18 protein-coding genes are annotated in these 18,367 nt (G+C 59.4%); 9 read left to right on the top strand and 9 right to left on the bottom strand.

Going from position 1 to position 18,367, the window contains the following annotated elements; all coding sequences use genetic code 11:
* The first annotated feature begins 15 nt into the window (after positions 1–15).
* On the top strand, positions 16–1,545 hold the full coding sequence (locus tag PV407_RS12565) for a glycoside hydrolase family 3 protein (protein ID WP_332090273.1): 1,530 nt from the start codon (positions 16–18) through the stop codon (positions 1,543–1,545).
* A gap of 36 nt (positions 1,546–1,581) precedes the next feature.
* Here the strand turns inward: PV407_RS12565 and PV407_RS12560 are convergent, their stop codons facing one another.
* On the bottom strand, positions 1,582–2,463 hold the full coding sequence (locus tag PV407_RS12560) for a helix-turn-helix domain-containing protein (protein WP_332090272.1): 882 nt from the start codon (positions 2,461–2,463) through the stop codon (positions 1,582–1,584).
* Between the two features lie 284 nt (positions 2,464–2,747).
* Here PV407_RS12560 and PV407_RS12555 point away from each other — a divergent pair, with 284 nt between their 5' ends.
* Positions 2,748–4,259: a sulfatase family protein gene (locus PV407_RS12555; RefSeq protein WP_332090271.1), complete on the top strand. Its 1,512-nt coding sequence runs from the start codon at positions 2,748–2,750 to the stop codon at positions 4,257–4,259.
* A gap of 71 nt (positions 4,260–4,330) precedes the next feature.
* On the opposite strand, the gene PV407_RS12550 is transcribed toward PV407_RS12555, so the two are convergent.
* Both PV407_RS12550 and PV407_RS12545 read right to left on the bottom strand, forming a co-directional pair.
* A complete protein-coding gene (locus PV407_RS12550) occupies positions 4,331–4,915 on the bottom strand; it encodes a thymidine kinase (RefSeq protein ID WP_332090270.1) in 585 nt (194 codons plus the stop codon).
* A gap of 167 nt (positions 4,916–5,082) precedes the next feature.
* Positions 5,083–5,814 (bottom strand): EcsC family protein, encoded by a 732-nt coding sequence (locus PV407_RS12545; protein WP_332090269.1) that lies wholly within the window; start codon positions 5,812–5,814, stop codon positions 5,083–5,085.
* A 230-nt stretch (positions 5,815–6,044) separates the two neighbouring features.
* Here PV407_RS12545 and PV407_RS12540 point away from each other — a divergent pair, with 230 nt between their 5' ends.
* A complete protein-coding gene (locus tag PV407_RS12540; RefSeq protein WP_332090268.1) occupies positions 6,045–6,407 on the top strand; it encodes a hypothetical protein in 363 nt (120 codons plus the stop codon).
* A gap of 118 nt (positions 6,408–6,525) precedes the next feature.
* Here PV407_RS12540 and PV407_RS12535 read toward each other — a convergent pair whose 3' ends face one another.
* Positions 6,526–7,878, bottom strand: coding sequence for an ABC transporter substrate-binding protein (locus PV407_RS12535; protein WP_332090267.1), 1,353 nt, complete (start codon positions 7,876–7,878; stop codon positions 6,526–6,528).
* A gap of 170 nt (positions 7,879–8,048) precedes the next feature.
* Between PV407_RS12535 and PV407_RS12530 the strand changes: the two genes are divergently transcribed.
* Entirely contained in the window at positions 8,049–8,906 is an 858-nt protein-coding gene (locus tag PV407_RS12530; RefSeq protein WP_332090266.1) for an AraC family transcriptional regulator, read from the top strand.
* A 116-nt stretch (positions 8,907–9,022) separates the two neighbouring features.
* Here PV407_RS12530 and PV407_RS12525 read toward each other — a convergent pair whose 3' ends face one another.
* Genes PV407_RS12525 through PV407_RS12515 form a run of 3 tightly spaced genes read right to left on the bottom strand, consistent with a single transcriptional unit; the run spans position 9,023 to position 11,687 of the window.
* Positions 9,023–9,769, bottom strand: a complete 747-nt coding sequence (locus PV407_RS12525) for an ABC transporter ATP-binding protein (protein ID WP_332090265.1) — start codon at positions 9,767–9,769, stop codon at positions 9,023–9,025.
* On the bottom strand, positions 9,769–10,587 hold the full coding sequence (locus PV407_RS12520) for an ABC transporter permease (protein WP_332090264.1): 819 nt from the start codon (positions 10,585–10,587) through the stop codon (positions 9,769–9,771). Before PV407_RS12520 ends, PV407_RS12525 begins: the two co-directional genes overlap by 1 nt.
* Before the next feature lie 26 nt (positions 10,588–10,613).
* Positions 10,614–11,687 carry an ABC transporter substrate-binding protein gene (locus PV407_RS12515; RefSeq protein ID WP_332090263.1) on the bottom strand — a complete coding sequence of 358 codons (1,074 nt, stop codon included), beginning with the start codon at positions 11,685–11,687 and terminating at the stop codon, positions 10,614–10,616.
* Between the two features lie 194 nt (positions 11,688–11,881).
* On the opposite strand from PV407_RS12515, the gene PV407_RS12510 reads away from it, so the two are divergent.
* Positions 11,882–12,385 carry a ferritin gene (locus tag PV407_RS12510; RefSeq protein ID WP_332090262.1) on the top strand — a complete coding sequence of 168 codons (504 nt, stop codon included), beginning with the start codon at positions 11,882–11,884 and terminating at the stop codon, positions 12,383–12,385.
* A gap of 90 nt (positions 12,386–12,475) precedes the next feature.
* On the opposite strand, the gene PV407_RS12505 is transcribed toward PV407_RS12510, so the two are convergent.
* Positions 12,476–13,324, bottom strand: a complete 849-nt coding sequence (locus tag PV407_RS12505) for a M23 family metallopeptidase (RefSeq protein ID WP_332090261.1) — start codon at positions 13,322–13,324, stop codon at positions 12,476–12,478.
* Positions 13,325–13,423: 99 nt separating this feature from the next.
* Positions 13,424–14,350: a S66 peptidase family protein gene (locus PV407_RS12500; protein ID WP_332090260.1), complete on the bottom strand. Its 927-nt coding sequence runs from the start codon at positions 14,348–14,350 to the stop codon at positions 13,424–13,426.
* 143 nt (positions 14,351–14,493) lie between these two features.
* On the opposite strand from PV407_RS12500, the gene PV407_RS12495 reads away from it, so the two are divergent.
* From PV407_RS12495 to PV407_RS12480, 4 genes are all read left to right on the top strand, one after another.
* A complete protein-coding gene (locus PV407_RS12495) occupies positions 14,494–15,051 on the top strand; it encodes an RNA polymerase sigma factor (RefSeq protein WP_332090259.1) in 558 nt (185 codons plus the stop codon).
* Positions 15,048–16,094 carry a DUF4871 domain-containing protein gene (locus PV407_RS12490; protein ID WP_332090258.1) on the top strand — a complete coding sequence of 349 codons (1,047 nt, stop codon included), beginning with the start codon at positions 15,048–15,050 and terminating at the stop codon, positions 16,092–16,094. The genes PV407_RS12495 and PV407_RS12490 overlap by 4 nt, the downstream gene beginning before the upstream one ends.
* A gap of 117 nt (positions 16,095–16,211) precedes the next feature.
* The gene (locus PV407_RS12485) at positions 16,212–17,423 is read left to right on the top strand and encodes a class I SAM-dependent methyltransferase (protein WP_332090257.1); all 1,212 of its coding nucleotides are present in this window, start codon (positions 16,212–16,214) and stop codon (positions 17,421–17,423) included.
* 95 nt (positions 17,424–17,518) lie between these two features.
* Positions 17,519–17,794, top strand: a complete 276-nt coding sequence (locus tag PV407_RS12480; RefSeq protein ID WP_332090256.1) for a hypothetical protein — start codon at positions 17,519–17,521, stop codon at positions 17,792–17,794.
* The last annotated feature ends 573 nt before the right edge of the window (positions 17,795–18,367 follow it).

Here is an 18,367-nt window from a genome sequence, read left to right as displayed (position 1 = left end):
TCGGAGTGAACGATCGTGAACGACATAAAGAAACGACTGGAACGAATGACGCTGGAGGAGCGCGTCGGGCAGCTGTTTACGTTTTACAACACGGGACATGTCTTTTCCGATTTCGCGAGACGGATGATCGCGGATTACAAGGCCGGCGGGATGTTTCTCGACATGGGCAGCCTCGATCGTCCGCAGCAGGTGCGCGAGCTGACGACGGCGATGCAGCAAGCTTCGCTCGCCGAAGGGAGCGGCATTCCGCTGTTCGTCTCGGCCGATTTCGTGGCGGGGGCGGGGTGCAAGCTGAAGAGCGGGGGAGCCGTCCATTTTCCGAAAAACAAGGCGATCGGCGCGGCCGGGGACGTCGAGCTCGCGTACGAATCCGGCCGCGTGACGGCCGAGGAGTCGCTGGCGATGGGCGTCAATTTCAACTACAGCCCGGTGGTGGACATTAACAACAATCCGCTCAATCCGGTTATCGGCACCCACTCGTTCGGCGAAAACCGGGACGAAGTCGCCGCGATGGGCTGCGCGGTCATCCGGGGATACCAGGAGCACGGCATGATCGCGACGGCGAAACATTTTCCCGGACACGGCGATACGCAGGTCGACTCGCATTTCGACTTGCCGGTGCTGCCGTTCGACCGGAACCGGCTCGACCGCTTCGAGCTCGTTCCGTTCCGCCGGGCGATCGAAGCCGGCGTCGACGCCGTCATGGTCGGGCATATCGCCGTGCCGGCGCTCGACGAGTCGGGGCTGCCGGCGTCGCTGTCGTACAAGATGACGACGGGGCTGCTGCGCGAGGAGCTCGGCTTCCGGGGACTGATCGTGACCGACGGTCTGTCGATGAAAGGAGTCACCGCGAAGTTTACGCAAGCCGAAGCTTGCGTGCTCGCTTTGCGGGCCGGCGCGGACATTTTGCTGGCGCACGCCCGCACCGTCAGCGAGGCGGGGCCGATGGTGGCGGCCGTTTTGGCGGCCGTTCGCGACGGCCGCTTGTCCGCCGCGCGGATCGACGAGTCCGTGGAGCGCATTTTGCGGATGAAGGCGAAATACGGACTGCTTCCGGAAACGTTCAAGCCGGCTCCGTTCGAGCCCGGCGAGCTGTGCAAGCCGGAGTCGGAGGAGATCGCCCTTGCGATCGCGCGCCGGGCGGCGCTTGCCGCGAACGGATTCGACGCGGCGGTTCGGGCGGGGCGCGAGCGGCGCTGGACGCTCGTATGGGACAGGCAGGTGGAGCGGTTCGCCGAGCTCGCGCGCGAAAGCGGGACCGTCCGGGAGGAGCGGAAGCTGGAGACGTACGCGGAGGCGAAGGCGCTGCTGGAAGGCGGAACGCCGGAGGGGCCGCTTCTCGTGGCGCTGACGCATAACAAGCGGATGGAGGCGGACGTGCTGCGGACGTTGAACCGGTACGCCGCGGAGCATCCGGATGACGTCGTGCTGATCCATTTCGGCTCGCCGTACGATGCGGAGCACGTGCCGGACGTGCCGGCGCTGCTGCTGTACGATCGCGCGCCCTCTTTGCAGCAAGCCGCGGCGGAACGGCTGTTCGGCTGAACATCAAATCATCGCGGCAGGCGTCGCGTTCGCAGCTTATGCGGGCGGGGCGCCTTTTCCCGTTTCTTGCGGCAGCTGCGCCGCACCCGCGCGGAAGCGGCTCGGGGAGAGGCGATACGCTTTGGCAAACGCGCGGCTGAAGCTGTACAGATCCGGATAGCCGACGGACAAGGCGATTTCCGTGACGGACAGCGACGTTTCGCGCAGCAGCCGGGCCGCTTTTTGCAGCCGCAGCGATTGGATGTATCGTCCCGGCGATTGCCCGAGCCGTTTCGTCAGCGCGGTCGACGCATAGGAGCGGTTTAAGCCGAAATAACGGGCGATCTGCTTCACGTTAATATCCTCGGCGTAATGCAGCTGCATGTAGCGGATGCAGTCGTCGACCCAGTCCGATTCGGGCGCCTTCGTCCGATTGTGCTTGTCCTGCAGCTCCGCGAACAGGCTGTACGCCGCGCCGAGCTGGGCCAGCTCCGCCGCGGGTCCGGCGCCCGTTTCGTCGATCAGCCGCTGCAGCAGCCGTTCCGTCTTGCCGTCGACGAGCCCGACCCGGTACGGCTGCGAAGACTCGATGTCGAGCCAATCGAGCAATATCGGCGCCTGCGGGCCGTCGAAGGCGAGCCAGTACATGCGCAGCGTTCGATCGGACGGACGGATCCGGTATTCGTATACGGACGAATCCGGAAACATGCAGAACAAATCCCCTTTCGAAAGCAAGACGCGGTTGCCGTTGAACGTAAAGTGAACCATCCCGTCCACAACAAAATGCAAACTATAATAGTCCAAGCTTTTCGGCCCGATATGATAATTCGGTTTCGCTGCGTTAACCCCCGAGCGAACGAGCCTCAAGCTTCCCGCGTTGGTGATGTCCGACGGCGAATAAAAACGGTTCGTCACGAATTCGTGCGCGATCTCCTGCAAACGTTCCGCCCCCTATTCGTGTATGCGTTTTCCCAAATGTACCGTATACCCGACAAATTGACAAGCCAGGACCGAACGGATCGATATTTACCGACATCGGCGCGTTTGCCTATGATTAGGGTACAACGGCGAACGCGCTGTGAGTAAGCGAGCCTTCAAAGGGGGATGTCCGGTTGAAGCAAGGACGCCAATACCGTGTTGAGGGAAGCGGAACAGAAGATCCATGTCATGCTGTCCCAAAAATAAAGGACGGGGCACGAATCGAAGAGGAGGCCGTTTTTGCGATGAAAAGACCGAATATTTTGCTCATAACGAGCGATCAGCAGCATTGGAACACGATCGGCGCGTTTAACGGCGAAATCCGCACGCCGAACCTGGACCGGCTCGCGAGGGAAGGAACGGCGTTTACGCGGGCGTACTGCCCGAACCCGACCTGCACGCCGACTCGGGCGTCGATCGTTACCGGCATGTACCCGAGCCAGCACGGGGCATGGACGCTCGGCACGAAGCTGCTGGAGGACCGGCATACGGTAGGCGAAGATTTCGCGGGCGCCGGCTACCGGACCGCCTTGATCGGCAAAGCCCATTTTCAGCCGCTGCGCGAAACGGATCGATATTCGTCGCTCGAATCGTACCCGATTTTGCAGGACTTGGATTATTGGCGGAAATTCAACGGGCCGTTTTACGGCTTCGAGCGCGTGGAGCTGGCGCGCAATCATACGAACGAAGCGCACGTCGGGCAGCATTACGCCATTTGGATGGAGGAGAACGGCTGCGCGAATTGGCGCGATTTTTTCGCTCCGCCGACCGGTACGATGGACCGGGCCGTTCGGCATCAATGGCCGATTCCGGAGAAGTACCATTACAATGCATGGATTGCCGAGCGGACCAACGCGCTGCTGACGCAGTACAAGGAGAACGGCGAGCCGTTTTTCCTATGGTCGAGCTTCTTCGATCCGCATCCGCCGTATCTCGTGCCGGAGCCGTGGGCTACGATGTACGATCCGGAGAGGCTGACGATTCCGCAAGCGACGCCGGGCGAGCACGACCGCAATCCGCCGCATTTCGGCCTGACGCAGCAGAAGAAGCCGGACTTCTCCGCGTGGAACGAAACGGGCAAAGGGATCCACGGCTACCATTCCCACGTCGACTTGTCCGATACCGAGCGCAAAAAGCTGGTGGCGACGTATTACGGCATGATCAGCTGCATGGACCGCTATATCGGCCTCATTCTCGACAAGCTCGACGAGCTCGGTCTGGCGGACGATACGGTCGTCGTGTTCACGACGGACCACGGGCATTTTTTCGGGCAGCACGGGCTGCAGCATAAAGGCGGATTCCATTACGAGGATTTGATCAAGCTTCCGTTTCTCATCCGGTATCCCGGGCACGTCCCGGCCGGGCGCGTGTCGCCTGCGATTCAATCGCTCGTCGACCTGGCGCCGACCTTTTTGTCGCTCGCCGGACTGCCGATTCCTCCGGCGATGACCGGCGTCGATCAAAGCGACGTTTGGCGGGGGTTGCGTCCGTTCGTCCGCGACCATGCGATCTGCGAGTTCCGCCACGAGCCGACGACCATCCATCAAAAAACGTACGTCGACGAACGATACAAAATAACGGTGTATTACAACCGGACGTACGGCGAGCTGTTCGATCTGAAGGAAGACCCCGGCGAAATCCGGAACTTGTGGGACGAGCCGGATTGCGCGGCGCTGAAGTCCGAGCTGCTGCTCCGGTTCATGTGGGCGGAGCTGGGCAAAGAATCGATGCCGATGCCGCGCGTATCGGGCGCTTGACCGTACGGGGCTTTTCCGTTCGATCGTACCGATGCCGGCAGGCGACGATAGAGCAACAAAAAGCCGCTCCTTCAGGAGTGGCTTTTCGTCGCTTCCTTGCGGGCCCGTCCGTAGCATTTGCGGCATACCGGCAAATAGCTTTCGTTGCCGCCGATCATAATTTGCTCGCCCTCGAAGACGGGGACGCCGTCCTTGCACCGCATATTCATCGTCGCCTTGCGCCGGCAGCGCCAGCACACCGTCTTCACTTCTTCGATTTTATCGGCGAGCGCCATCAGATGATAGCTGCCCTCGAACAATTTTCCTTGAAAGTCCGCCCGGAGACCGTACGCGATAACCGGAATGTCCAATTCGTCGACGATGTCGCACAGCGCCTTCACTTGCCCCTCCGTCAAAAACTGGGCTTCGTCGACCAAGATGCAATCCGGCCGCTCCCGTTCCGCCAGCTTGAACATGTCGAGCTTGGCGGTAATCACGACCGCCTCTTTTTTGATGCCGATGCGGGACGTAACGGCGCCTACTCCGAACCGGTCGTCGATCGCCGGCGTAAACAGCAGCGCCCGCTTCCCCTGCTCTTCATAGTTATGCGCCGTCCGCAGCACTTCGATCGATTTGCCGCTGTTCATCGCCCCGTACCGGAAATACAGTTTCGCCAAGATGTTCAGGTCCTCTCTGCCGTGTAGTTGCCGGGTGAAACAATTCACTCCCGGTATCGTGATGCGTCTGCCGTCAAGCGTCTATACCAGCATAGCGGAAATCGGCGCGGATGGGTAGGGGAAAAAGCCCGCCTTCACCGGCGGGCCGACCGGCCGGCCGGAACGGCTTACGCCTTCAGCAGGCGCAAACGGAACGAGTTGACGGCCGCCTCGCCGAGCTCTTCGAGCAAGCCGTAATTCGCCCAAGCTCCGACGATGGCGCCGATGCCGGGCACGAGCTGCAGCATTTTGCGGAAATCGATCGAGTCCCGGTATTCCTGCTGCAGCTTCTCCCAGTCGATCGACTGAAGCGCATGCTCCCCGGCCGGATATTGCCCGGCGAAGGCGTCGTAATCGCGGACGATCCGGTAAACGCCAGCCCGATGGTCCCGGCCGGAGAAGGCGAGCTGGAATACGTACAGCAAAAAGAGCCGTTCGCGGTAATCGTGCGTCGAGTAGCCGTACAGGTGGGCGAGCTCGAACAAGCATTTCATCTTGATGGCGATCAACGCCGGGAAGTCGACGAGCCCGAGCACGATTCCCCCTGCGCCGGTGCCGGCCCCTTCCGCGGCGGCGATTTTTTTGTACGTATTGACGAGCGCCGCCGCCTTTTCGTCCCGCTCCTTCAGCGTAAGCCCGGCTTGCGGAAGCCCGTTCGGCACGAAATCGAGGGTGAACAGCACCGTATGAAAAATGCCCTTGACGGCGGACGTTATCGCGTTATGCACTTTGGCCGGTATTTTCTCGTTGATTTTCGTTTGCACCGATTTGCTCGTTCGCTCCAGAAAGCCGGGCGGCTTCAGCAGCCGGCGCTCCCAGTCGGCAAGCTCCGCGCGGACGGAGTCTTCGTAACGCATCATGCCGTCTCCTCCTTCTTCCTATATCATCGCTTTCTTGCTACTATCCATACGCAGCAAAACCGGATTCGTCGCAGCGCCCGGGGCGAAAAGAGCCGAAGGGAAAAAAAGGAAGGGGCGGGTATTGACTTTTACTGGAAACGGGATAAAACTAAAGATACGACAAGCCGCGATAGGCGATCTCTTAGCAAACACGATCCGATTCGATTCGTTTCCACAAGGGGGACGCGGGGATGCACTCCGATTGGCTGACAAAGGAAGAGCTCAGTCTGCTGCTTTCGCCGGGACGCGCCGAAGAGGACAAGGAAGCCGGCGAAACGGCTCCGGACCGAAACGGCCGGAACGAGCTGGAGAAGCGGGTCGCGCAGCTCGAAGCCGCACTGGCGGAAATGGGCAAGCGCATCGCCCATTTGGAGGATCAACTGTCCGTACGGCAGTCCGCCGCGGCGCTGGCTTCGGCCGAACGGACCGCGGAGCGGAAGGAAGAGCCGGGCGAACCCGCCCGTAGCGGGAAGGAAGAGCCCGAGTCGCCCCGGGCGACGTTGTCCCGCGTCAATACGTACAAGCGGGGGAGAGCGTTCTGGTTTCCCAAATAAAGCTCGCCGGCAGCCATCCCGCGAAGGGAGCGTCCCGGCGAGCTTTGTTGGTTTACGGAGGAGCCGCTGCGAGGTCCCCCGGTACGAACGGCTTCTATCCCGACATCGGCGGCGCCGCCTAATTGCCGGACAGCTTCGTCTGAATTTCTTTGTTCGCGGCTTCCTCCGCCTCGCGGAGCGCCGTGTTGATATCTTTCTGCTTCAGCAGCACGCTGTTGAAGGCGGTCGTCAAATGTTTGGCCCCGATCGACACGAACGGGGAAGGAGCGGCCGGAGGCGCGAACGTTTTCGGCAGGAAGCCGGCCGCGTTTTTCGTTTTCAGGTACGGAATGTCCTGGCCGAATTCCTTCATCGCGTCGCGGTTTTTCAGCGCCGGGAACAGCCCGTTGCGGGCGAGATGGCGTTGAAACTCGTCCGAGGTCAAGTACGAGATCACTTCGAACGCGGCCTCTTTCTTTTTGCTCATTTTCGTAATGTAGAAGTAGGTCGGGTACGGCTGCGGGCCGATGCCCGGCTTGTCTTTCCACTCGGGGAACGAAACGACGTCCCAGTTGAAATTGTCCTTGAATCTGGCCGGACCGAGCGCGGCGAGGCCCAAATAAATGGCGATCGTCTTTTCCTGGTCGAACTTGTTCACCTGCACCGTGTAGCTGACCGTTTTGCTGTCCACTTCGTTGCCGGGCAAATGGTAAAACTTCGTCCACATGTCGAACAGCTTTTTGAACTCGTCCGACGCAAACGTCACTTTGTTCTGCTTGTCGGTATACGGGATCGACAGCTGGTTGACGAGCATATTGTGCGACATCGACAGCGTGAACCCTTGATATTTCACCGAGCCGTCGGTGCGCGCCAGCTGCCGGGCCAGATCGTAGACGGCGTCCCACGTCATGCCGTCCTTCGGATAGGCGACGCCGAATTTGTCGAACAAGTCTTTGTTGTAAAACATCGTGATCGTATTGTTGAAGACGGGCAAGCCGTAAATGCCGCCGCCGGCGAGCATTTTTTGAATGTCGATCGTCGTGGGCTCGAGCCGCGACAAATCGTATTTATTCGTTTTGATCAGCTCGGAAATGTCGTACTGCAGCTGCACGTCCGTCAAAAAGTTCGTCTGCCCGCTGGACAGGTAGACGATATCGAGCGTTTCCCCGGACGTAATCAGCTTCTCCATCGAGGTGCCCGTCACCCGCGGAATGAATCTGGGCGTCACGTGCGGGAATTTCTCCTTGATTTTGTTGCCGAACATGTTCATGAAGCCTTCGGTATCGAAGTCGCCCGACTCGGAATAAAACGTCAGCTCGACCGGCTCCTTCTTTTCGGCCGCCTTGCCGCCGCCGTCCGGCGTACTTCCGCCGCCACCGCCGCCGCCGCCCGAGCAGGCCGATACGACAGCCGCCAGCAGCGCGATCGCGACCGGCTTGCCGCCAACCTTTCCGAGCCCCCGGCCCTTTGCCGATCCCCTTCGGTATCCCATCTGGTATGCCTCCCGTTTCTGGAGTTTGTTTGTTCGCGGCGCGAAAGCGCTCCCATCGCGATCGAAAGCGACCCGCGCACTCCGAGCGTATCACAAAACGGCTGTAGGAAAGTTAAGCTTCCTTATGATAAAATGTCAGTAAATTACGATTGTATCCGCAGGAGGAATCTATGTTGATCTTCGAACATTGTCCTTACCTGGATCTGGATCGCGACCCGATATCGCTCGACATTTGCAACGCCAACAAACGGTTCAAGCCGCTGTTTCATTTTCATCCCGGCATCGAAATGATTTACGTTCATTCCGGCACCGGGAGCGTAATCATCGAACAGTCGATCCATGACGTAAAGCCCGGAACGCTGCTGTTCGTAAAGCCGTACCAGCCCCATTACCTGCAAATGCAAGTCAGCCCCTCGCAGCCGTACGTCCGCTCCTTGATCAAGTACGATCCGGCCTATTTCTCGGAATACTTGAAAGCGTTTCCGTCCCTTCGCGAATTTCACGATTATTTATGCGGCGATGCCGCGAATGCGCCGGTCCAGCATTTCCCGAACCGCGAGCTGGAAACGTTCCTGAGCGAAAATTACGACCGCCTGCGGCGGCATCCGTTCCGCAACCGGATGGAGGGGCACGCCCTGTTCCTCGTGTCGCTGTTTCACTATTTGTACCCGCTATGGAAAAGGGAAAGCCCGACGGATACGCCGAAGCCGCGCGACGTTCCGGCGGTCGTTCGCATCATGAGCTGGATCAACGACCATTTCGACGAGGAATTTCAGCTCGAGGCGCTGGCGCAGGCCGTCCATTTGTCGCCGAACCACGTTTCCGGCCTGTTCCGCAAGGCGACGGGCAAAACGATAACCGAATTTTTGACCGACCGCCGGCTGAAGCAGGCGTGCATTTTGCTGAAAACGACGACGAGCTCCGTCCAGGAAATCGGCGAAAAATCCGGCTGGCCCAACTTCAACTATTTTTGCAGCGTATTCAAAAAGCGGACCGGAATGACGCCGAAGCAGTACCGCAACATTTAGACGCGAAAAAAAGACCCGCGCCTCCGGTCGGGGAGGCGCGGGCTTCAGGCCTTGCAGGATGAGCTCGGGGTCTCCGCAAACAAGCATCGGAGGCCTTCGTCGCTTTGAGGGGCGATTTAAATGCTGTACGTGCCGATGTCGAGATGGTCCATAATTTGCTCGCGCAGCTTGATGAATTCGGCGCTGTTCCGGTTGCGTGGCCGCGGCATGTCCGCGTTCACCTTCGTAAGGATGCGTCCCGGGCGCGGGCTCATGACGTAGATCGTATCGGCGAGGTAGACCGCTTCGTCGATATCGTGGGTAATGAGCAGCACCGTTTTGCCGGAGCCGCGCCACAGCTTGATCAGCTCGTTCTGCATCGTCAGCCGGGTGATCGCGTCGAGCGCGCCGTACGGCTCGTCGAGCAGCAGCACCTCGGGATTCATGACGAGCGCCCGGGCGATCGAGGCGCGCTGCTTCATCCCGCCGGACAGCTGGGCCGGGTAATACTTCTGAAACCCGCTCAGGCCGACCTTCTCCAGCACTTCGTCAATCCGCTCGCGGCGCTCCTTGGGCGGCACTTTGGCCAGCTCGAGGCCGAAGCCGACGTTGTCTTCGACGGTGCGCCACGGGTAGAGGGCATGCTCCTGGAAAATAAGGACGCGCTCCGGCGACGGCTTGTCGGTCGGCTTGCCGCCGGCCAGCACGCGGCCTTCCGAAGGCTTGTCCAGGCCAGCGATCATGCGAAGCACCGTGCTTTTGCCGCAGCCGGAAGGGCCGACGATGGCGGCGAATTCGCCCTTCTCGATCGTAAAATCGATGCCGGACAGCACCTCGAGCTGCCCGAACCGTTTCGTCACTTGCTCGATGCGGATTTGCTGCATTATCGATCGCCTCCCATCACGTACCGGTACCTCAGCAGCCACCGTTTCAGTCGTTCCAGGACAAGATGGTCGAGCACGGAAGCGATCGTGCCGATGACCACGATGCTGAGCAGCACGCCGGCCATGTCGGCGACTTCGCCGCGCCAGCTCGAATAATAGCCGAGGCCGGACGTCGCGCCGCCGACCATCTCCGCGGCGATCAGCGACCGCCAGGCGTTGCCGAAGGCGACCTGCGCGCCGGTAATGAACGACGGGAACGATTCCGGCGCGAACACTTTCGTGATTTGCTGGCGTTTCGTGGCGCCGAATACGCGCGCCAGCTCCAGATGCGTCTTGTTGACGCCTTCGGTGGCGTTCAGCACGGACAGCGCCATCGGGAAGAAGCTGGCGATGATGATGACGGTAATGATCGTCGAATTGCCGTATTGAAGCAGGATCACGAAGAAGGGTACCCACGTAATCGGCGGAATCGACTGCAAAATCGAAATGAGACTGCGCAAATAAACGGCGAAGCTTCGGGACGCGCCTCCCAGCAGGCCGAGCACGGCTCCGAGCGCGCAGGCGATCGGATATCCGAGGGCGAGCCGGAGCAGGCTGTCCTTGACTCCGCCCATAAATTCGGGGTCGGCGAAGCTGTGGATCAGCCGCTCGATCACCTCGGGCACGCCGGGAAGCAGGAACGGTTTATTGAGATACCACGAATACCCTTGCCATAAGGCAAGAAGGCTGCCTATCGCAGCGAGATAAGGCAGCGTCTTGCGCACGGCGGCGCCTTTCGGTTTCGCGGATCGGTTCGGTTTATCGGTCGTCGAATTCACCGGGCGATCTCCTTACTGTCGTAGCTTTATTTTTTCGCTTGCTGCTGCTGTTGCCAGGACAAATCCAAAATGTCTTCGACCTTGACCGGTTTGTCCAGCGCTTTTTGGGCAATCATAATGTCGGCGATTTCCTGCATCCGCTTGATTTGATCCGGGGTAATTTCCCAGTTGAACGTCTGCGAGGCGATCGAGTCCTTAATGACCGACGTCGCTTTCACTTCGCCGCTTTGCGTTTTGAACGATTCGCCCTGGATAAAGCGCGGCGTAATGTAGTCGGCCGCCTTTTGCGGATCTTTTTGCAGCATATCGATCGCTTCTTTCTGGGCGTCGAGCATCCGGTTCACCGCATCGCGGTCCTTTTTCAGCATATCGTCGGTCGTAATGACGACCATGCACGGGAACGGCCATACTTTGCCGATTTCGTAAATTTGCGTAACCGGGGACGTCAGCTGGGCCATCCGCGCGTACGGCTCGAAGACGAAGGCGGCGTCGACCGCGCCGCCGGCCAGCGACTGGATCGCTTGCGCCGGTTCGGCGTATACCATCTGCACGTCTTTGTTCGTCAGCTTCGCCTGCGCCAGCGTCACGCCGTTCAGGACGATGTCGGCCGTGCTGCCCTGCTTCTGGGATGCAAGCTTTTTGCCCTTCAAGTCTTCGACCGTCTTAATGCCGCTGTCGTTTTTGACGAGCAGGCTGTGGAAGCCGAGCTGCGCGCCGCCGACGACTTTGAGGCCGGCGCCTTTGGCCGCCCACGTGACCGCGTTCGTAAAACCGAGCACGCCGGCGTCGACTTGGCCCCCGACCATCGCCTTGATCAGGTCGGTGCCGCTTTCGAACGGCTGCATTTTTACGTTAAGCCCGTGCTTCTCGTACAGCTTCGCGTCGTACGCGAGTATCGCCTGCGCATCGTCCATGACGTTCAAATATCCGACGGTCAGCGCCTTAGCTTCTTTTTTCGTCTCGGCCTGCTTCGATGCGTCCGCCGGGGCTCCCTGCTTCGCGCCGCTTCCGCCGGCGCACGCCGCCGATACGATCATCATCGCCGCTACGGCCGTTAACGCGAGCAACCGGGCGCGTTTCGTTTTGATGGATTGAAGCATCGTTCGTTCATCCCCCTGAATAGGAAGTATTCCTACTTTTTTAATAGGTTTTATTATAGAAATATCGGGCCGCCCCGTCAAGAACATTTTTGGGGAATGCGCCAATCGTCGACACGATTCGGGGTTTGTTTTTGGACGTTTTTTACAGCTATAATGGATTAGGAAATCGACCATAAAGGAGACGTGCCCGAATTATGCTAAGCGGAGCATTGCTGGACAAGCTGAACGATCAAATGAATTACGAATTTTATTCGTCCCAAGTGTACTTGGCGATGGCCGCCTACTGCTCGGCGGAAAGCTTCGACGGCTTCGCCAACTTTTTCATCGTGCAGGCCGAGGAAGAGAAGTTTCACGCGATGAAAATTTTCCATTTCATTAATACGCTCGGCAAACGGGCCATCGTCAGCGGCATGAAGGATCCTTCCAACGAATACGGCTCGCTGCTCGACGCCTTCGAGCAGGCGTACGAGCACGAGCAGACGGTGACGAGACGCATTTACGACTTGTCCGACATGGCCTGGAACGAACGGGAGCATGCGACGATCAATTTCTTGAAATGGTTTATCGACGAGCAGGTCGAAGAAGAAGCGACGTTCGACGGCATCATTCAAAAGCTGCGCCGCATCGACAACGACAGCAATGCGTTCTATATGCTTGACGCCGAATTGGCCAAACGCACGTTCACGCCCGAAGCGTAAAACCGGCTCGCCGCAAAAGGCATAAAAAAGAGGCTCGCGCCATGGCGCCGCCTCTTTTTTATATTAGGAATGTTACAATGGCCCCGAACGTTACCGCTTCTCCACCGAAGTCAAGAACGAATACGGATCGATCGCTTTCCAGACCGGGCTTGTCCGATAAATGCCGAAATGCAGATGCGGGTCGAACAATCCTTCCGTCCCTTCCGGGCCGTACCCGGTATTGCCGACATAGCCGATCAGCTGCCCCTGCGCCACGGTCCCGCCGAGCGCAAGCCCGTCCGCATAGCCGGAAAGGTGGGCATAGTAGAAGGCGGTCGCATCGTCGACCTGCACCGTCAGCCGCCAGCCCCCGTATTCGTTCCAGCCCATCCGAACGATTTTTCCGGCTTTGGCGCTGTATACGGGAGTGCCTTTGTCCGCGAAAATATCGACGCCTTCATGCGGCCGGATCTCTTGACCGTCCGGCGACCAAGTGCGCCCCTCCGCAAAATTGTTCGTATAAGGTTTATAAGTATTCGCTTTCAGCGGAAACTGGCCGTCTGCCGCCGCCGCTGCCGTCGTCGAAGCTGTCGATAACGACTTGGCGGGAACGTTCAGCCGGTCGCCCGGATTCAATATGTCGGGATTGCCGATTTGCGGGTTCGCATCGATTAAGGAACGGGTCGTAACGCCGAGCTTCAGGGCGATTTTCCAGAACGTATCGCCTTGCTGCACCGTATACGCTTTCAAGTCCGGAAGCCGAATCGTTTGGCCCGGGTAAATCCAATCGCCTATCGAGGGGTTGAGGCTTCGCAGCTCATTGAAGTCGATGCCGTTCGCGGCCGCGATTTTCCACAGCGTGTCGCCGTTGTTGACCGTATAGGCGCCCGCGTTGGCGGTATTGCCGATGAGCGTAAATCCCAGCAAAGCGCCGGCAAGCAAGGTGACTGCTTTGTTCAATAGAGGCTCACTCCTTTGGAAATGGATTCTTTTCCATCTTAAAGGATTGCGCCCTCCATTTTTAGTAGTAAGTATTGGTAAATGCCGGCGCGAGCCCGGTTACGCAAGCGAAACGGTCGGCTCGAGAACGGTCAGCGTATTCTCGTTCGTGTTCAAATTGACTCTCGCGCCGATCGGAACGGCGGCTTTGTAAAAGCCGTGCGCCGTGGCGAGTCCGGTCATCAGAGGCTTCCCGAGCGGAACGAGGACGTCGCGGATCAACTCGCGGTACGTCACGCCGTAGGCGGCCTCGCATTCGGTGCATTCGCCCATGACGATGCCGAGGCATTCGTCGAATTTGCCGGCCAGCTTCATTCGGTTAATCATCCGGTAAATGCGGTTGATCGGTTCGTGCGTTTCTTCCAGCACGACGATCCGCCCTCTCGTCGGAATATCGAACGGCGTGCCGATCAGGTCCGTAAAGGAGGTCAGGTTGCCGCCGACGAGCGGAGCGGTGACGTTGCCGGGGACGAGGCTGACAAGGGGGACGCCGGGCGGATTTTGGATCGTTCTGGGCGAGGCGAGGGTCGATGTGGCCGTGAAAAATTGATCGTAGTTGTAAGCCGGCGTACCGGTATTGAAGTTGAGCAGCATCAGGCTTTGAAAGGCGATCACGTCGGCAAATTGGTACAAGGCGTTCAGGAGCGCCGTAATGTCGCTGTAGCCGGAGACGATTTTCGGGTTGCGGGCGATGAACGGGAAGTCCAGGTACGGCAAAATGCCGGCGACGCCGACCCCGCCGCGCGTCGGCAGGATGAGCCGAACGGCGGGATTGCGGTACATGTCCATCAAATCCTCCGCGCGCTGCCGGTCCGAGGCGGCCAGGAAACCGGCGGCTCCGTAGACGTATCGTCCCATGACGACTTTGAATCCGAGGTTTTGCAACGTTTCCACGCCGGCGTCGATCGTTTGCCGGGACAGCGGGCTGCCGAGCGTCACGATGCCGACCGTGTCGCCCCGCCGCAAGATCGGAGGCCTTACTGCCATGGCCGAATCCCCCAATGCGAATCGTTTTCATTTTCCTACTGTATGAACGTGCGATGCGATTTAGAAGAAGGATACGCGTTTTGGCGGGAGGCGGGAACTTTCGGCCGTCATGCGGTGTCTATTTGGATAGAAGCCAATTCGAGGTGAATGCGGTGAGCGATCATTATTTGCGCCATATCGCGCAAAGCGGCGACCCGGAAGCGCTGCTGACCGATTTGATGCGCACGTTCGGGGACGACGTCTGGAATTACGCGCGCTGCATGACCGGACGTCCGGACGCGGCCGACGATATCGCTCAGGACGTATTCTGGAAGGCGTACCGCGGCTTGTCGTCGTTTCGGGGCGAATGCTCCGTGAAAACGTGGCTGCTCCGCATTACGCGCCGTACGGCGCTTAATTATATGCGCTCCGCGTTCGTGCGCAAAGTGACGCCGGTCGGCTTGTTCGCCCCGAAAGCGGCCGGCGCCCATCGTTCCGCCGAGCTTGCGGCGCTGGACCGGCAAGCCGAGCGCGACGTATGGGCCGCCGTGCTGGCGCTGCCGGGCAAATACCGCGAAGCGATCGTGCTGGATGCGCACTACGAGCTGTCGTACCGGGAAATCGCCGATTTGCTCGGCATCTCCGAAGGGACGGTCAAATCCCGGCTGCACCGGGCGAGAGCGAAAGTCGAAAAGATGCTGAAGGAGGAGGACGGCGGGTGACGAATGCGAATCGGCACGGCATGGCGGGGACGGGAGAAGACGGGGGAGGACGCGGCGGCGATCGGGAGTCGAAGCCGCACTGGTACGAGGCGTTGAAGCGGCCGCCGTATCCGGCCGGCGCGTTCGGCGAGCAGGCGCGGCGAAACGTAATCGGGCGGTTGTACGGAGACGGCGGAAGGACCCGGAGAAAGCCGGTTCGTACGGCTGCCGTCGCATCCGCCGCGGGCGTCGTGCTCGTCGCGGGTCTTGCCTGGAGCAAGCCGTGGCCGGCGCCTGACGGCGGCGGAAGCGCCCGGATTCAAAAAGAGATTGGCAATGAAAGGAATACACGAAACCTTTACACGGTCAACAACGTCATAGTAGTAGAGGCGTTTCCGGGCGGCGAATACGCCGCGGGAACTCCTGCCGGATGCTGGTGGAACTTGCATACGCCTTTGGACCGGCTGAAAGACCGCACGATTCGAATCGAGGGGGTGCATCGCGAAACCGGATACAAGCTGGAGGAGCTTGCCGAGACGAAAGTGTCCGCCGTCGGGATGGCGTATCAAAAATCGTCGCCTTCCGGCTCGACTGTCGTCGAGATGACCCGGATCGCGACCCGTTTCGCGCTGCCGCTCGCGGGCGAATGGACGTTCGACGTTTATTTGGACGGGGAACATTATGCCGACGTCGTCTTCGATGTCCCCGATTCCCCGTGGGAAGTCAGCCCGACGTTCAAGAGCGGCGCATACGACATGCGGGGCGTGAAACATCGGCTCGGTTTTATCGACGCTGTCGGCTTTAAGGCGGGAAAAGCGAACAAGTATATGTGGCACTTCTGGGGCAAGCCGGAAGAGCTGGAAGGCAAGCTCGAGATTAAGGCGGTTCGTCAAGGCTCGCTTCGGCTCGAAGACGTGTTTGCCGCCGACAAGGTCGGCTCCGCGCTTAACGGCGCGGATGCGGCGTTTCCCTCGATGATGCAGCTGCCGGAGCCGGGCATGTGGCGGCTGATGGCGTTTATCGGCGGCAAGCTGCACGGCAGCGTGATCGTGAACGTGAAGTAGCGGCATTGGCGCGTTTCGCTCCTTTTGTTTCCGCGCACCGTTACCGGTATAATGATTCCCATACAACCGAAAAGCCGGAGCCGCGCTTCGCTTTTGGGAGAAATGTGGAGGATGGTTATGGAATCGTTGACGGAGCTGCTGCGGCGGGCGGCGGAGACGGGGACGTGGACGCAGGCCGTGCTCAGCGGGCCGAAGAAGGGCGGCGGAGCGACCGCGGACAAAATCAAGATCAAGCCGGTGCTGCTGAAAAACGGGCTGCATTATCAGTTCGCTTTCTTTACGGGCGCGAAGGTGCTGCACGAAAACGTGGAGCCGGATCAGGCGGCCGATCGGGCCGAACGGCTGCTGAGATCGCATTACAAGCAGGCTTTGCTGCAAACGAGCGAAGCGGACTATCACATTTTGATCAACAAGAAGGGCGAGTCGAACGTTTTAAAGAAACAAGCGACGAAGACAGCCGTCGAGCTGGCCCATAATCGAAAAAAGCGCTACCTGCTCGAAGAAGGGACGCCGGTGCCGTTTCTGGTCGAACTCGGCGTCATGAACGCGCAGGGCAAAGTGCTCGCGGCCAAATACGACAAGTTCCGGCAAATCAACCGGTTCCTCGAAATGATCGACGACGTCGTGCCGCATTTGCCGCAAGACCGGCCCGTCCGCATCGTCGATTTCGGCTGCGGCAAATCGTATTTGACGTTCGCGCTGTATCACTATTTGCACGATATTCGCGGACTCGATCTGCAGGCGGTCGGTCTCGACCTGAAGGAGGACGTCATCCGCCACTGCAACGATTTGGCCGGCAGGCTCCGTTACGATCGGCTGCGCTTTCTCGCCGGCGACATTAGCCGTTACGACGAGACGGACGAGGCGGACATGGTCGTGACGCTGCACGCCTGCGACACGGCCACGGACGCGGCGCTGGAAAAGGCGGTGCGCTGGAACGCGGGCGTCGTTTTATCGGTGCCGTGCTGTCAGCACGAGCTGTTCGGACAAATTCGGAGCGACGATCTCGCGCCGCTGCTGAAGCACGGCATCCTGAAGGAACGGTTCGCTTCGCTCGCGACCGACGCGGCCAGGGCGCAGCTGCTCGAGCTGCTCGGCTACAAGACGCAGCTGCTCGAATTTATCGATATGGAGCATACGCCGAAAAACCTGCTCATTCGCGCCGTCAAGGATCGCGACGCGAGCGGCCGCCCGGCGCGCGGCGCGAAGGACGGACTTGCCGAAGCGGCGGCCGCTTATCGCCGGTTCGCCGAAGCGCTCGGCGTTTCTCCGTATTTGGAACGGGCGCTGGCGGACAAGCTCGCCGAAACGAAGGGTTGGAACAAATAGAAAGCTCCGTAGGGGAGCTACGGCGGCAACGCCGAATATCGGATGGAACAGTGGTTCCGCGACAATAATCGCAGGAACGCGGGAGGAAGGCAAGAGTGGAAACGAAACCGACGAACGGCATGGAACCGACGAACGTTACGGAACGGAACAAACGGACGAAGCTGTGGGTGCGTCTCGCGCAGCCGCTGCTCATCGCGGCATGCTTGTTTTTATGGCTCGTCTTTACCCCGATGGGCCAGCTCGTTCATTTCGTCGTCTGGTGGAAGACGCTTACCGTGCAGGAAGCGAATTTGTATTGCGCGATTTTTTCGATCGCGGCGGCGCTTGTCGGCGTTGCGCTCACCCGGCGGACGCCGAAGACGGACGGGTAACATACGGGAAGAAAGAGGCCTCGATTCGATGCGATTGCAGACGAATCGGGGCTTTTTTCGATTGTCCTTGCCGGGAGGTCAGACGATTTTCGATTTCCGCATGTGGGCTTCGGGCAGCTTGATTTTCTCCCGCGATTTCGTCACCCGGTACATTCGCACCACAGCAGCAAAAAGCGCGATTCGGGCAAGGTTTCCGGCAGCTTTTCCTGCAAATGAGGCCGGCAAACGGGAAATCGGCCAAACGGCGGGAGGGTTTTTTACCGGTAAGGGATTCGAAAAGGACCGCCGGAGCTTATTTCGGCAACGGGCGGATCCGGGGCTACGGCTAACGAACCGGTACATGCTTATCGGCGGAAAAACGGTCGTTTTTTCAGTTTAACGAATCTAGACAGCGTTATTGAGTCGAAAATGGAAGAAAACGATCCGATTTGCCGGGAATAGCGATATGGGGGTTCGTTACAAATTCAAACGCCCGCATTCGGCTTTGATAACGATTGCTCGGTTCGTTACCCGTATGTACGGAAACCGAAAGCTACGAAGCGAAGTCGAATGCGTCTCGCAGGAGCTCGGAGG

The organism is Paenibacillus sp. GYB003 (genome assembly GCF_036577625.1).
Lineage (GTDB): Bacteria > Bacillota > Bacilli > Paenibacillales > NBRC-103111 > Paenibacillus_AB.
The sequence above is the reverse complement of the archived record's forward strand: the minus strand, read 5'-3'. Positions and strand labels throughout refer to the sequence as shown.

Bases quoted from the DNA above. Each gene is read 5' to 3' on its own strand.
- PV407_RS12510 (WP_332090262.1), top strand. From the start codon at position 11,882: ATGCTAAGCGGAGCATTGCTGGACAAGCTGAACGATCAAATGAATTAC.
- PV407_RS12530 (WP_332090266.1), top strand. From the start codon at position 8,049: ATGTTGATCTTCGAACATTGTCCTTACCTGGATCTGGATCGCGACCCG.
- PV407_RS12525 (WP_332090265.1), bottom strand. From the start codon at position 9,769: ATGCAGCAAATCCGCATCGAGCAAGTGACGAAACGGTTCGGGCAGCTC.
- PV407_RS12500 (WP_332090260.1), bottom strand. From the start codon at position 14,350: ATGGCAGTAAGGCCTCCGATCTTGCGGCGGGGCGACACGGTCGGCATC.
- PV407_RS12540 (WP_332090268.1), top strand. From the start codon at position 6,045: ATGCACTCCGATTGGCTGACAAAGGAAGAGCTCAGTCTGCTGCTTTCG.
- PV407_RS12515 (WP_332090263.1), bottom strand. From the start codon at position 11,687: ATGCTTCAATCCATCAAAACGAAACGCGCCCGGTTGCTCGCGTTAACG.
- PV407_RS12545 (WP_332090269.1), bottom strand. From the start codon at position 5,814: ATGATGCGTTACGAAGACTCCGTCCGCGCGGAGCTTGCCGACTGGGAG.
- PV407_RS12535 (WP_332090267.1), bottom strand. From the start codon at position 7,878: ATGGGATACCGAAGGGGATCGGCAAAGGGCCGGGGGCTCGGAAAGGTT.
- PV407_RS12485 (WP_332090257.1), top strand. From the start codon at position 16,212: ATGGAATCGTTGACGGAGCTGCTGCGGCGGGCGGCGGAGACGGGGACG.
- PV407_RS12555 (WP_332090271.1), top strand. From the start codon at position 2,748: ATGAAAAGACCGAATATTTTGCTCATAACGAGCGATCAGCAGCATTGG.